At 64.7% G+C, this 13,520-nt stretch carries 12 protein-coding genes and 1 pseudogene; 7 read left to right on the forward strand and 6 right to left on the reverse strand.

The window, feature by feature from the left end; translation table 11 throughout:
• Positions 1-87: 87 nt before the first annotated feature.
• Both ACIBI6_RS37195 and ACIBI6_RS37200 read right to left on the reverse strand, forming a co-directional pair.
• Positions 88-1,635 (reverse strand): acyl-CoA synthetase, encoded by a 1,548-nt coding sequence (locus tag ACIBI6_RS37195; RefSeq protein ID WP_364357359.1) that lies wholly within the window; start codon positions 1,633-1,635, stop codon positions 88-90.
• Between the two features lie 64 nt (positions 1,636-1,699).
• Positions 1,700-2,737: an LLM class F420-dependent oxidoreductase gene (locus ACIBI6_RS37200; protein WP_364357362.1), complete on the reverse strand. Its 1,038-nt coding sequence runs from the start codon at positions 2,735-2,737 to the stop codon at positions 1,700-1,702.
• Between the two features lie 169 nt (positions 2,738-2,906).
• Here ACIBI6_RS37200 and ACIBI6_RS37205 point away from each other — a divergent pair, with 169 nt between their 5' ends.
• The 5 genes from ACIBI6_RS37205 to ACIBI6_RS37225 are packed head-to-tail and all read left to right on the forward strand — an operon-like array spanning position 2,907 to position 7,424.
• Entirely contained in the window at positions 2,907-3,872 is a 966-nt protein-coding gene (locus tag ACIBI6_RS37205) for a Zn-ribbon domain-containing OB-fold protein (protein WP_396959642.1), read from the forward strand.
• A gap of 9 nt (positions 3,873-3,881) precedes the next feature.
• Positions 3,882-4,946 (forward strand): thiolase domain-containing protein, encoded by a 1,065-nt coding sequence (locus ACIBI6_RS37210; protein WP_364357368.1) that lies wholly within the window; start codon positions 3,882-3,884, stop codon positions 4,944-4,946.
• Complete coding sequence (locus ACIBI6_RS37215; protein ID WP_396959644.1) at positions 4,943-6,112, forward strand: thiolase domain-containing protein; 1,170 nt, start codon at positions 4,943-4,945, stop codon at positions 6,110-6,112. Before ACIBI6_RS37210 ends, ACIBI6_RS37215 begins: the two co-directional genes overlap by 4 nt.
• An 8-nt stretch (positions 6,113-6,120) precedes the next feature.
• Positions 6,121-7,011, forward strand: a complete 891-nt coding sequence (locus ACIBI6_RS37220; protein ID WP_396959671.1) for a TIGR03619 family F420-dependent LLM class oxidoreductase — start codon at positions 6,121-6,123, stop codon at positions 7,009-7,011.
• A complete protein-coding gene (locus ACIBI6_RS37225) occupies positions 7,008-7,424 on the forward strand; it encodes a nuclear transport factor 2 family protein (protein WP_364357374.1) in 417 nt (138 codons plus the stop codon). Before ACIBI6_RS37220 ends, ACIBI6_RS37225 begins: the two co-directional genes overlap by 4 nt.
• 135 nt (positions 7,425-7,559) lie before the next feature.
• Here the strand turns inward: ACIBI6_RS37225 and ACIBI6_RS37230 are convergent, their stop codons facing one another.
• Positions 7,560-8,867: a cytochrome P450 gene (locus ACIBI6_RS37230; protein WP_396959647.1), complete on the reverse strand. Its 1,308-nt coding sequence runs from the start codon at positions 8,865-8,867 to the stop codon at positions 7,560-7,562.
• A 98-nt stretch (positions 8,868-8,965) separates the two neighbouring features.
• On the opposite strand from ACIBI6_RS37230, the gene ACIBI6_RS37235 reads away from it, so the two are divergent.
• Positions 8,966-10,129, forward strand: coding sequence for a steroid 3-ketoacyl-CoA thiolase (locus ACIBI6_RS37235; protein WP_364357380.1), 1,164 nt, complete (start codon positions 8,966-8,968; stop codon positions 10,127-10,129).
• Positions 10,130-10,490: 361 nt separating this feature from the next.
• The gene (locus ACIBI6_RS37240; protein ID WP_011207048.1) at positions 10,491-10,907 is read left to right on the forward strand and encodes a helix-turn-helix domain-containing protein; all 417 of its coding nucleotides are present in this window, start codon (positions 10,491-10,493) and stop codon (positions 10,905-10,907) included.
• A gap of 314 nt (positions 10,908-11,221) precedes the next feature.
• Here ACIBI6_RS37240 and ACIBI6_RS37245 read toward each other — a convergent pair whose 3' ends face one another.
• From ACIBI6_RS37245 to ACIBI6_RS37255, 3 genes and pseudogenes are all read right to left on the reverse strand, one after another.
• Positions 11,222-12,232, reverse strand: a complete 1,011-nt coding sequence (locus ACIBI6_RS37245; protein ID WP_364357383.1) for a hypothetical protein — start codon at positions 12,230-12,232, stop codon at positions 11,222-11,224.
• The gene (locus ACIBI6_RS37250; protein ID WP_364357386.1) at positions 12,229-12,744 is read right to left on the reverse strand and encodes an ImmA/IrrE family metallo-endopeptidase; all 516 of its coding nucleotides are present in this window, start codon (positions 12,742-12,744) and stop codon (positions 12,229-12,231) included. Before ACIBI6_RS37250 ends, ACIBI6_RS37245 begins: the two co-directional genes overlap by 4 nt.
• Before the next feature lie 11 nt (positions 12,745-12,755).
• Positions 12,756-13,520: pseudogene (locus tag ACIBI6_RS37255) on the reverse strand (hypothetical protein); the annotation flags it as partial.

A 13,520-nucleotide genomic window follows, 5' to 3' on the forward strand; every position in this document is an offset into this window, starting at 1 on the left:
GCAGAGGCAATGACTATCGCGCAGAGGGTATCCCCTCTGCGCGACGGTCACTCGGTGTGCGACAGCAATCCGCTGCGTCCGATGGTGCTACGACGCCGGGATGTAGCGGTCGCGGAGTTTGCGCTTGTAGAGCTTGCCGTTGGGGTCGCGGGGCAATTCATCGAGGTAGTCGATGGAGCGGGGCATTTTGTATTTCGCCAATTGGGTTGCGGCGTAGGCCAATAGCTCGGCGGTCAGTTCGTCGTTGCCCTCGACACCGGCGACCGGCTGGACGACGGCCTTGACCTCCTGGCCCCAATCCGGATGGGGCAGACCGAAGACCGCGACATCCTCGACCTTCGGGTGGGTTGTCAGCACATTCTCGATCTCGGCCGGGTAGATGTTCACACCGCCGGACAGGATCAGATCGGAGCGGCGGTCGTGCAGGTAGAGGTAGCCGTCCTCGTCGAGGTGGCCGATATCGCCGACCGTGAAAAGGTCACCGACCCTTGCCTCTTCGGTCTTCTCCTTGGCGTGGTGGTATTCGAAGCTGGACGTGCCCATTCGCATATAGACCAGACCGGTCTCGCCGGTGGGGACTTCGGAGCCGTCTTCCTCGCTCAACACCTTGATCACCGACCAGGGCCAAGCCTTGCCGACCGAGCCGGGCTTCGTCAGCCATTCGGTCCCGTTGATCACCGTGCCGCCGCCCTCGGTGGCCGCGTAGTACTCGGTGACCGTCGGACCCCACCATTCCAGCATCCGCCGCTTGGTCTCGGCCGGGCACGGCGCCGCACCGTGCACCATGCTGCGCAATGAAGAAACGTCGTACTTGGCGCGCACGTCGGCGGGCAGCGCGAGCAGGCGGTGGAACTGGGTCGGAACCATATGGCTGTGGGTCACCCGATGCTTGTCGATGAGCCGCAGCATCTCCTCGGCATCCCAGCGGTCCATCAGAACGAGCTTGTGCCCCAACTGGATCGAGATGGTGGCGAAGTTCAGCACGGCCGTGTGGTACAGCGGCGAACCACAGATGTGCACGTGCTCGTCGTAGGGCTTCAGCCCGAACAGCCCGAAGAACGCGGACGAATACACCGGAACGACATCCGGGTCGGTGCCGGTGAGCGGGCGCCGAACACCCTTGGGCCGTCCCGTGGTTCCCGAGGTGTAGAGCATCGGCGCACCGGTGGTCCGGTTATCGGGCCGACCGGTATCGGCCGCACCCAGCCACGACACCGACTTGAAGCCCGCTATCTCGCCGACCGCGAAACGCGCGGTGGCGGGCAACCCTGCCTCATCGGCGGCGGCGATCGCCGCGGCGGCGAACCGGTCACTGGCGATGAAGGCCTTGGCCTCGCTGTCGGCGAGGATATAGGCGACCTCCGGACCGGTCAGATGCCAGTTCACCGCGACGATGTACAACCCGGCCTGGTAGGCCGCGAAGTACGCGGCGACCGCCTCGACGCAGTTGTGCACCATGGTGACCAGCACGTCGCCGGGCTGCAAGCCGAGTGCCCGTAGGCCGGTGCCGTAGCGGTTCGCGAGCGTGGCCAATTCGCGATAGCTCACCTCGCGGCCGGATGGATCCACCAGTGCGATCCGATCGGGTTCCGCGTTCGCGATGTTCCAGAGACCGAGAATTTCTACTGACTCCATCGGGGGATGGTGAGGAGCCGACGGGGTGGGTGAATCAGTCACCCCTACGAATCTAGAACGTGTTCTACATCTGTACAAGGGGTGCGAGCCGATGCAATTGCTCGATATCTGGAACCGACACCAGCATCTCGGTGACGCCCGCGGCTTCCCAGACCCCGAGTTGTTTACGTACATGCTCCTCGTCACCGATGATCGATGTATCCAAAATCAGCTCATCCGGCACCATTGCGGCGGCCTCGGCCTTCTTCCCTGATTGGAACAGCCTGCCGATCTCGTCGACCTCACGCTCATAGCCCATGCGCCGGTAGACCTGGGCGTGGAAATTCAGTTCTGGTGCACCCATGCCACCGATGTAGAGCGCCATGATCCAGCGCATCCGTTCCAGCTCGCTCTTGGGATCGTCGGTGATCACCACCTGACAACTCGCCGCGATTTCGAAATCCGCCCGCGAACGCCGCGCCCCGGCCCTGGCGAAGCCCTCATCGAGCCAGTCGTTGTACATCCCGGCCAGCCGCGGCGCGTAGTAGATCGCCAGCCAGCCGTCGGCGATCTCGGCGGTCAGCGCCACATTTTTCGGACCCTCCGCACCCAGCCAGATCGGCAAATCCGCTCGTAGCGGATGCACAATCGGCTTGAGCGGCTTACCGAGTCCGGTGGAGCCCGGGCCGGTGTAGGGCAGTGGATACCGCGGCCCGTCATTGGTGACCGGCGCCTGCCGCTCGAGGATGCGGCGAATGATGCCGACGTACTCCCTGGTGCGCTGCAACGGCTTGGCGAACGGCTGCCCGTACCAGCCCTCCACCACCTGCGGCCCCGAAACGCCGAGCCCGAGGATTGCCCGGCCCCCGCTGAGATGGTCCAACGTCAGTGCGTGCATGGCCGTCGCGGCGGGCGTGCGCGCCGACAGCTGTACGACCGAGGTGCCGAGTCGCACCCGATTTGTCGACGAGCCCCACCACATCAGTGGCCCGAAGGCATCCGATCCCCAAGATTCGGCCGCGAAGACCGCATCGAAACCGGCCGCCTCGGCGGCGACCACCAACTCACCGGCATTCTGCGGCGGCTGTGCCATCCAGTACCCGAGTTGCAATCCGAACTTCATGGGAGACCTCTTTCCAGCCAACTTCTTGCCACCAGAATAAGAACCTGTTCTACTCGATTTCGTGGCTGATGAAAATACTGCGTCGCGGAGCGACTCCATGAGGGGTGGTGGTCAGGCGACGGGTGGGCATACCGCCTCCGGGACAATCACGGATGAGAGAGGGTCGGAATTGAACACTGCCGCGCCCGACGTACTCAGTGCACCCCTTCGGGTGCAATTCGACTACACGCGATCGGTCGGACCGACCATCGGCACCTTCCTGGCCAAACTGCGCGCCCGCCGGATCGTCGGTGTGCGCGGCTCGGATGGGCGGGTATTGGTGCCACCGCCGGAATACGATCCGGTCACCTCCGCGCCGCTGACCGAATTCGTCGATGTGGCCGATACCGGCACCGTCCAGTCCTGGACCTTCGTGCGCGATCCGCTGCCCGGTCAGCCATTCGACCGCCCGTTCGCGTGGGCGCTGATCAAGCTCGACGGCGCGGACACAACGCTGCTGCACGCCGTCGATGTTTCCACACCCGAGGACATCCACACCGGACTGCGCGTGGTCGCGCGCTGGGCCGGGGAGACCATCGGCAGCATCAAGGACATCGCCTGCTTCGAACCGGGCGAGACTTCCACCGCGCCGACGGAATCCAGCGCGGACGACGAGCCGGTCGAGGTGCTGATCACACCGGTCGACCTGCACTACATGCACAGCGCGTCACCGCAGGAGACCATCTACCTGCGCGGTTTGGCCGAGGGCAAGCTGCTCGGCGGGCGCACGGATGCCGCGGGCAAGGTGTACTTCCCGCCGCGCGGCGCCAATCCGACCGACGGCCGACCGACCGACGAAATCGTCGAACTGCCCGATCGCGGCATCGTCACCACCTACTGCATCGTGAATGTGCCGTTCATGGGCCAGCGGATCAAGCCGCCGTACGTGGCGGCATATGTGCTGCTCGACGGCGCGGACATCCCGGTGCTGCACCTCGTGCTCGGATGTGAGGCGAGCGAGGTGCGGATGGGCATGCGGGTGGAGGCGGTGTGGAAACCGCGCGAGGAGTGGGGCTTCGGGCTCAGCAATGTGGACCACTTCCGACCCACCGGCGAGCCGGATGCCGACTACGAGACCTATAAGCACCACCTCTGAGAGGCCACGTTGACGAACAACGCTCTGCCTACCCACCCCGCCGCCTCTAGCGACATCGCGGTTGTGGGCTTCGCCCACGCACCGCATGTGCCGGAGACCTTCGGCACCACCAATGGTGTCGAGATGCTGGTGCCCATTTTCCAGCAGCTCTACGCCCGACTCGGCATTACCAAGTCCGATATCGACTTCTGGTGCTCCGGTTCCTCGGATTACCTTGCGGGCCGTGCCTTCTCGTTCATCTCGGCGGTCGACGCCATCGGCGCGGTGCCGCCGATCAACGAATCGCATGTCGAAATGGACGCCGCGTGGGCGCTCTACGAGGCCTTCGTGAAACTCCGTTCCGGCCAGGCGCAGACGGCACTGGTGTACGGCTTCGGCAAGTCGTCGGCGGGTACGCTGCGCCAGGTTCTGACCATGCAGCTCGATCCGTATCTGGTCACTCCGCTGTGGCCGGACGCACTTTCGATCGCGGGCCTGCAGGCGCAGGCCGGACTGGATGCGGGACGCTGGACCGAGCGCGATATGGCGGCGGTGGCCGCGGGTGATTCCGGCGATATCGAAACTCTGCTCGCCACACCGTATGTCGCCGATCCGCTGCGCGCGCACGATGTCGCACCGGTCACCGACGGCGCGGCCGCCATTGTGCTCGCGGTCGGCGATCGGGCGCGCGAACTGTGCGAGCGCCCGGCCTGGATCACCGGCATGGCGCATCGGGTGGACACCCCCAATCTCGGCGCCCGCGATCTGACCGTATCCCCGTCGACTTCCGCTGCGGCACAGTCGGTTACCGGCGGCGATACCAGTGGCTTCGATATCGCCGAACTGCATGCGCAGTTCAGTCATCAGCAGTTGATTCTCGCCGAGGCCATCGGCCTGCGGCCCGAGACCAAGGTGAATCCGTCGGGCGGCGCACTCGCCGCCAATCCGATGTTCGCGGCAGGTCTGGAGCGCATCGGCTTCGCGGCCGAGGCGATTATCGCGGGCACGGCGAATCGGGCGCTCGCCCACGCCAGCAGCGGTCCGGCGCTGCAACAGAACTTGGTAGCCGTTTTGGATTCGGAGGCGAGCCGATGAGTTTCCCTGCTGCGGTGCTCGGCACCGGACAAACACATCACGTGACGAAACGAACCGATGTGTCCATGGCGGGCATGTGCCGCGAGGCCATCGATCGCGCATTGGTCGATGCCGGACTCACCATCGCCGATATCGATGCGGTGGTGGTCGGTAAGGCGCCGGACTTCTTCGAGGGTGTCATGATGCCCGAGCTGTATCTGGCGGATGCGTTGGGCGCCACCGGAAAGCCGTTGTTGCGCGTACACACCGCCGGATCCGTCGGCGGCTCCACCGGTATCGTCGCCGCCAATCTGGTACAGGCCGGAGTACACAAGCGCGTACTCGCCATTGCCTGGGAGAAGCAGTCGGAATCGAATGCCATGTGGGCATTGTCGGTTCCGGTGCCCTTCACCATGCCGGTCGGCGCGGGCGCGGGCGGATACTTCGCGCCGCACGTGCGTTCCTACATCCGCCGATCGAACGCGCCGGGCCATATCGGCGCGATGGTGGCGGTAAAAGATCGCCGCAACGGAGCGAAGAACCCGCTGGCACATCTGCACCAGCCCGATATCACGCTGGAGAAGGTGCTCTCCTCCCAAATGCTGTGGGATCCCATCCGATTCGACGAGACCTGCCCGTCCTCGGACGGTGCGTGCGCCCTGGTGATCGGTGACGAGGATGCCGCGAAGGCCGTGGAGGCCACCGGCAAGAAGGTCGCGTGGGTGCACGGCACCGCCATGCGCACCGAACCGACCACCTTCGCCGGCCGCGACCAGGTCAATCCACAGGCCGGACAGGATGCCGCGGCCGCACTGTGGCACGCCGCCGGAATCACCGACCCGCTCAACGAAATCGACGTCGCCGAGATCTACGTGCCGTTTTCCTGGTTCGAGCCGATGTGGCTGGAGAACCTGGGCTTCGTCCCACAGGGGGATGGTTGGAAGCTCACCGATAAGGGCGAGACCGAGATCGGCGGAACCCTGCCGGTCAATCCGTCCGGTGGCGTACTTTCCTCGAACCCGATCGGTGCCTCCGGTCTCATCCGATTCGCCGAGGCCGCCAAGCAGGTGATGGGCCGGGCCGGGGACTACCAGGTCGCGAACGCCAAGAAGGCGCTCGGACATGCGTACGGCGGTGGGTCGCAGTACTTCTCGATGTGGGTGGTCGGCTCGGAGCAGCCCAGCTGATGACCCCGCTGAAGTTCACCGTCGGTATCGCGCTGAGTCCGCTGGAGCAGCTGCCGGAATTGGCGAAAACCGCTGAGGAGTGCGGATTTTCGTCGATCGCGCTACCGGACTCGCTGTTCTATATGCAGTCGGCGTCGGCGAAGTATCCGTACACCGCCGACGGCGGCCGCTTCTGGGGCCCGGAGACGCCATGGGTCGACCCACTCATCGGTGCTACCGCCATGGCGGTGGTGACCAGCCGAATTCGCTTCTACACGAACGTGCTCAAACTCGGTTCGCGCAATCCCCTACTGCTTGCGCGGCAGGTGGGCTCGGTCGCCAACCTGTCCGGTAACCGGTTCGGGTTCGGCGTCGGAATCGGCTGGGCGCCCGAGGAATTCGAATGGTGCGGCGTGCCCTATGCCAATCGTGGGGCACGGGTCGACGAGATGATCGAGGTCATCAAGCTGGCACTCGGCGGCGGCATGGTCGAGTACCACGGAAAGTTCTTCGATTTCGAGCTGCTGCAGATCAGCCCGGCGCCGAGCGAACCGGTGCCGTTCTACATCGGCGGCCACACCGCGCCCGCACTGCGCCGGGCGGCCAAGGTCGGTGACGGCTGGACCTCAGCGATGATGACCTACGACGAACTGTGCGCCACAATCGGCAAGCTCGATACGCTACGCGCCGAATTCGGTCGGAAGAGTGCGCCTTTCGAGATCCAGGCGGTGTGCATCGACAAGTTCGGGCGCTCCGGATATCAGGATCTGGCCGATGCCGGGGTGACCGATGCGATCGTTGTTCCGTGGCTGGCCGATGGCATCGGCTTCGACGGTGAGTTGGCGGCCAAACAGGAGTCACTGCGTCGCTTCGCCGCGGCGAATATCGAGGAACCCATCGTCGCGAAGGCACGCGTATGAGTAATTCCGAACATCCAGCAAGGACCGCCGGGCTTGCCTCGCAGGCGGCGGTGCGGGCCAGGGACAAGCAGGCCTGGGTCGAGCTGTTCGCAACCGACGGCATCGTCGAAGATCCCATCGGCCCTTCGGGTTTCGATCCGGAGGGCAAGGGCCATCGCGGTAAGGAGGCCATCGCGGCCTTCTGGGATATGGCGATCGCGAAGACCGATTCGATCGAGTTCCTGTTCGAGGACTCCTTCGCCTGCGGTAACGAAATCGCCTTTACCGGTTTGATCCGCACCAAGATGGGCGGACACCAGATCGATGCCGAAGGTGTGTTCACCTACAAGGTCGACGAATCGGGCAAAATCGCCGCGCTGCGGGCCTTCTGGGAGGTCGACCGAGCCATGGCGACGGCCAAACCGATTACCTGAGCACGCTGCCTCTCCCCTCGGGGGCAGCACAACAAGGGCCCTCGCACCGGCATTGGGCAAACCGGTGCGGGGGCCCTTGTCTGTCACCGAAAGCCGGGGATCCAGGCTGCCGACACAAGCCTGGATCCCGGCGATTCAGTGCGCGATCGGGCAGCCCGAGGCCTTGTAGTCGACCTGGAATTCCTTGACGCCGTTGAGCCAGCCGGAACGCAGCCGCTTGGGGTCACCGAGCTTGGTGATATCGGGAATGGCGTCGGCAATGGCATTGAAGATCAGATCGACCTCCATGCGCGCCAGATTCGCGCCGATGCAGAAGTGCGCGCCGGTGCCGCCGAAGGACAAGTGCTGGTTGTCCTTTCGCGTGATATCGAACTTCTCCGCGTTCTCGAAGACGTCCTCGTCGAAGTTGGCCGAGCGGTACAGCATGACCACCCGCTGCCCCTTCTTGATCTGCACGCCACCGAGTTCGGTGTCCTCCAGCGCGGTCCGCTGGAACGAGGTGACCGGGGTGGCCCAGCGAATGATCTCGTCGGCAGCGGTGGCCGGACGCTCCTTCTTGAACAGCTCCCACTGGTCCGGATGCTCCAGGAAGGCCACCATGCCGTGGGTGATCGCATTGCGGGTCGTCTCATTGCCCGCGACGGCAAGCATGATCACGAAGAAGCCGAACTCCTCCGGAGTCAGCTCATCGCCGTCGACATCCGCCTCGATCAGCTTGGTCACGATATCGTCGGCCGGGCATTCCTTACGCGCCGCGGCCATCTGGTAGGCGTAGCCGAGCACCTCGGCGGAGGCGGCGACCGGATCGGCCGTGCTCTCCGGATCGTCGTAGCCGGTCATATCGTTGGACCAGGTGAAGACCTTCCTGCGGTCCTCCTGCGGGATACCGATCAGCTCGGCGATCGCCTGCAGCGGCAGTTCGGAGGCGACCTGGGTGACGAAGTCGCCGGCGCCGTTGTCCACCGCCTCCTTCACGATGGCCTCGGCCCTGGTCTTCAATTCGGCACGCAGGCCGTTGATCACGCGCGGGGTGAAGCCGCGGGAGATGATCTTGCGCAGTTTGGTGTGCTGGGGCGCGTCCATGTTCAACAGGACGAAGCGCTGCAGTTCGATCTGCTCGCGGGTGATGTCGTCGTTGAAGCGCGGGATCGCGGTGTTCTCGAAGGTGGAGAACACATCGCTGCGGCGCGAGACCTCCTTGACGTCGGCATGCTTGCTCACCACCCAGAAGCCTTCGTCGTGGAAGCCGCCGATCTCGGGCGGCTGCGGATTCCACCAAATCGGTGCGGTACGGCGCAGTTCGGCGTACTCCTCGACCGGAACACGCTCGGCATAAATGTCCGGGTCCGTGACATCGAACCCATCCGGCAGATTCGGCCGGGCATTCCGCTGGTCTACCACCAGATGTCTCCTTCGACAAACTGAAACACGTTCTACAATCATTCAAGCATAAGCTGCATAATGAGGGAAGAACAGGACAGACTCCGCCGTATCGCGCGTGAACACACGTTTCAGTTTCTGTCCCAAAAGAAAGGTTGGACATGGGCATACCCGTCATCGTCGAGGCCGCTCGCACCCCCATCGGCAAGCGTGGCGGCTGGCTCGCCGGTCTGCACGCCGCCGAACTGCTCGGCCTCGCTCAACGCGGACTGCTCGAGAAGGCACATCTGGACCCCGCGTCGGTCGAGCAGGTTATCGGCGGCTGCGTCACCCAGGCCGGTGAACAGTCCAATAACGTCACCCGCGTCGCCTGGCTGCATGCCGGACTGCCGTGGCAGGTAGGCGCCACCACCATCGACGCCCAATGCGGATCGGCACAGCAGGCCAACCATCTGATCGCCGGACTGATCGCGACCGGCGCCATCGATATCGGTATGGCCTGCGGCGTGGAAGCGATGAGCCGAGTTCCGTTGGGCGCCAATGTCGGCGAGAACGCGGGACCGCGCCGCCCGGCCACCTGGAATATCGATCTGCCGAATCAATTCGAGGCTGCCGAGCGTATTGCCAAGCGGCGCGGCCTTACTCGCGACGATCTCGATGAGCTCGGCGTCCGCTCGCAGCGGCGGGCCGCACAGGCCTGGACGGAGGGGCGCTTCGACCGCGAGGTGCTCACCGTGACCGCGCCCGCCGTCGACAAGGAAGGCAAGCTCACCGGTGAAAAGCTGGACGTGACAAGGGATCAGGGCCTGCGCGATACCTCACTCGAAGGTCTGGCCAAGTTGAAGCCGGTACTGGAGGGCGGAGTCCACACGGCGGGTACCTCCTCGCAGATCTCCGACGGCGCCGCCGCCGTACTGCTGATGGACGAAAAGGCCGCGCAGCGAGCGGGTTTGCGCCCGCGCGCACGGATCGTCACCCAGGTACTGGTCGGCGCGGAACCGGAATTCCATCTCGACGGTCCGGTACAGGCGTGCACCCGACTGCTCGAACGATCCGGAATGAATATCGGCGACATCGATCTTTTCGAGATCAATGAAGCCTTTGCGGCAGTTGCACTTTCATGGGCCTCTGTACACAAACCAGACATGGACCGGGTAAATGTAAACGGCGGTGCGATTGCACTCGGACATCCGGTCGGTTCAACCGGATCTCGGCTCATCACAACGGCTTTGCACGAACTGGAGCGGTCCGGCGGCAGTACCGCGATGGTGCTGATGTGCGCGGGCGGCGCATTGGCGACAGGCACCATCATCGAGCGCTTGTAGCAGTTTCAACCAATTCTGCTCAAAGGTTGAACGTTCATCCCCATGAGCCCAAAACGTGTCGTACGCCACACAAAGACCAGCGCAGACGTGTAGATGACCCATCAGCTATCTTTTCGCTATCATGGATGCGGCGGGGAAGACCCTCGCGACGGGCCAGAACCTGATCACACCACGTTTTCTCAAGAGCCGTTGGCGTGACCCGCAAACGCAACCGTCGCAGTGTCTTCCCCGGAGCGGCACCTAGAAGCTTCAAGGAAATCCTGAATCAGGCGTAGGTTTTCAGTTACTGAGCCGCTAATATCAATGATACGTATCCGAGATAACGACTGTTAGTACAGCGAAGGGAATTGGGCGGCTCACAATGGCTGATTTCGCGGCGCGGCTGAACAAGCTGTTCGAAACCGTGCATCCCCCGGGGCGCAAGCCGCACACCAACGCGGAGGTTGCGGCTGCGCTGACCGCCTCCGGGCATCCGATCTCGAAACCGTACCTCTCGCAGTTGCGGTCGGGACAGCGGACCAACCCGTCGGACGAAACGGTGGCTGCACTGGCCAAGTTCTTCAAGGTCAAGCCGGACTACTTCTTCAACGACATCTATGCCGCCAAGATCGATCACGATCTGGAGTTGCTGTCCCAGCTGCAGGGCTATGGGCTGCGACGGTTGTCGAGTAGGGCGTTCGATCTGTCCGAAGAATCACAGAACCTCCTCACCTCTATGGCGGAGAAGTTGCGGGCAAGTGAAGGTCTGCCCGAAATTCCTCCGGACGGTACCGAATAGGTTCTCCCACAGTGCAGTACGGTGCGGCCCGCAGGGTCGCACCGTACTGCGTCATGGGGCTTGCCGCTTCTCGACTTCGTCGCATCCGCGTCCGCCCATAAAATTGTGGGCTTGGCGACAAGTGCAGGGATGCGATAAAAGCGCGCCCGGAGTCACCGGTTTGCGACGAAATCAGTTGTGCGGATACGTCGGTAGACACATGGAATCCGGCATGGCCATCCACCCGGCCGGATTCCTTGCTATGTCAACCATATTGAATACCCGGAGCGAGTCCTTCGGAATGCTCCGGAACTGATCGTTTTGATTGCACACGATCAATTTCGGGCAGCGGCTTCGGCACTCGCTTCGTAGGCACGCGCGATTGCCTGGACCCAACCGCGGGGACTAATCCCCTCGGGTGGAGCAATCCATCGCGCGTCGACTACTACATCGCCCAAAGGGTTTCGCGCCCACTGCGCAACACGGTCCGCACGCAGCGAGACCAGTGGCGGTGGCGGACCCGCGGCGGCCAATTCGACGCCGCCGCCGGATTGCAGATACAGGGCGTCCATGATCTGCGCGACCTGATCGGATGCCTCGAGCTGCGTCGAGGTGCCGGTCTGTTCGTGGGCGACCACCTCGGGAAACCGGCCGACCATGATGCGGTGCAGAACCTTGGTCTGCCGCAACAGGATTCGCGCGCGCACCCACAATTCCACCACGATCCAGACCGCGCCGAAGGCGATGAGCAGCGCGGCCACCTCCCAGATCGGCCAGCCCCAGTCCGGTTCACCGGCCTTCGTGGGCGGCGCGCCGATGCAGGCCCGGCGGACCTGCAGCACGGCCAGCACCGCGACGACCGCGGTTGCGGCGGTATAGATCGCGATACCGCGACCAAGGGTGGTCCAGTCCAGGTTGCGCACACCGGTGATGACGATGAATACACAGCCGAGCGCGACGGTTAACCAGCCGAAGGTGGTGGACCAGAACAGATTCACCGCCACCGCGAGCACAGCGAGGCCATAGATGACGAAGGCGATCCGGCGCAGGTTGGTACGGGAGACCACCGGCCACGCCGCCGAGGCGACCACCGAGGTCGCGGTCGCGAAGAGAATCCAGGCCGAGGCGACGACTCCGTCGGAGAGCAGGCCCGAGTGCAGACCGCGCGGAAGCAGGTTGTCCAGCGCCAGGGCGATCTCGGGCACCGCGACGGTCGCCGCGAGTGCGACCGCCGCGACTGCCACGACGATCGCCACCCGGGCGGTCGTCGCGGGCTTCACCAGCACGCGCCCCACACGCGCGCCAGCGGCAACCCAGACCAGCATGGCCGTCAACCAGAGGGTCATCCCAGCGCCTCATCGAATCGAAGGACCGAGACGCCCGCGCCCCGGCTGTTGAATACGCGCAGTCGTGTCATCAACATGGCGGCGAAGGTCTCGGCCTCCCATTCGGCGAGTTCGTCCGCACCGTCGTCGACGATCTGCTGATGCGCCCGTTGACTGAGCATGTAGGCGATGAGATCGTCACTGGCCTCCAGCATCACCTCCGGCGCGGGCGCACCCTCATGATCGAAGACGATATGGCCCAATTCGTGTGCGAGCGTGTGGTCGCGGCTCGGCAGTGCGGCGGCGAGCACGATGACATCGCGATCCGGATAGAACCGGCGCTGACCGCAGACACCGGGACCCAGTTCGGCACTGGCGATTTCGATCTCGCGGCGCCGCTCGCTGGCAATGGAGGCGACGACCTCCTCCAGGGTGGTCGCATCGGAATCCGCGGCGACAGCGCATACCGCGTCGACCGCGGCCGCGACCCGGCGATAGGCCCAGAGCCCGGTTTGCGTCCTGCTCTCACTCATCGAACGCACCCTTACGTCCTCGGTCCGAAGAATTCGGCACGAGCGGCGTCGATGCGGGCCTGCGCGGCCGACGCGGTCTGGAAACTCACTGCGCCGGAACCGGTTCCGGCCAGCGCGAGCGCGATCAGGCCGCCAACGACACCCAGTATGTTGGGCTTCGGCAGGCCGTCGTCGGCGCTGGTCGACCGGACGTCCGGATTCGGCTTGGCCGATGCCGCGGGCGGCGCCGGAGGCGGTGGTGGCGGAGGTGTCTGCTCGAGCGCGGGGGCGGGTGGCGCGGCCACCGGTACCGGCGCGAGCTGTGGCGCGGCCGGTGCCGGCGCAACGATGATCGGAGCGGGCGGCACCGCGGGCGCGGCCGGTGTCGGCAGCGGGATCAAGAGCAGCAGTAGCGGCGAGGCCGAACCGACGGCAGCGGAACCGACCGCCGCCGAACCCACAGCGGCAGAACCGGTTCCGGCCGAACCGACGCCCGCGGAACCGACCGCCGCCGAACCGGTACCCGCCAGTGCCGAACCGGTGCCGACACCCGCCGAACCAACTGCGGCAGAACCGGTGCCGAGCACAGCCGAACCCGTACTCGCCAGTGCCGAACCGGTGCCAATACCCGCCGAACCAACTGCGGCAGAACCGGTGCCGAGCACAGCCGACCCGGTGCCGAGCGCGGCCGAACCCGTACCCGCCAGTGCCGAACCGGTGCCAATACCCGCCGAACCAACTGCGGCAGAACCGGTGCCGAGCACAGCCGACCCGGTGCCGAGCGCGGCCGAACCCGT

This window comes from Nocardia sp. NPDC050412, assembly GCF_044458825.1.
Taxonomy (GTDB): Bacteria; Actinomycetota; Actinomycetes; order Mycobacteriales; family Mycobacteriaceae; genus Nocardia.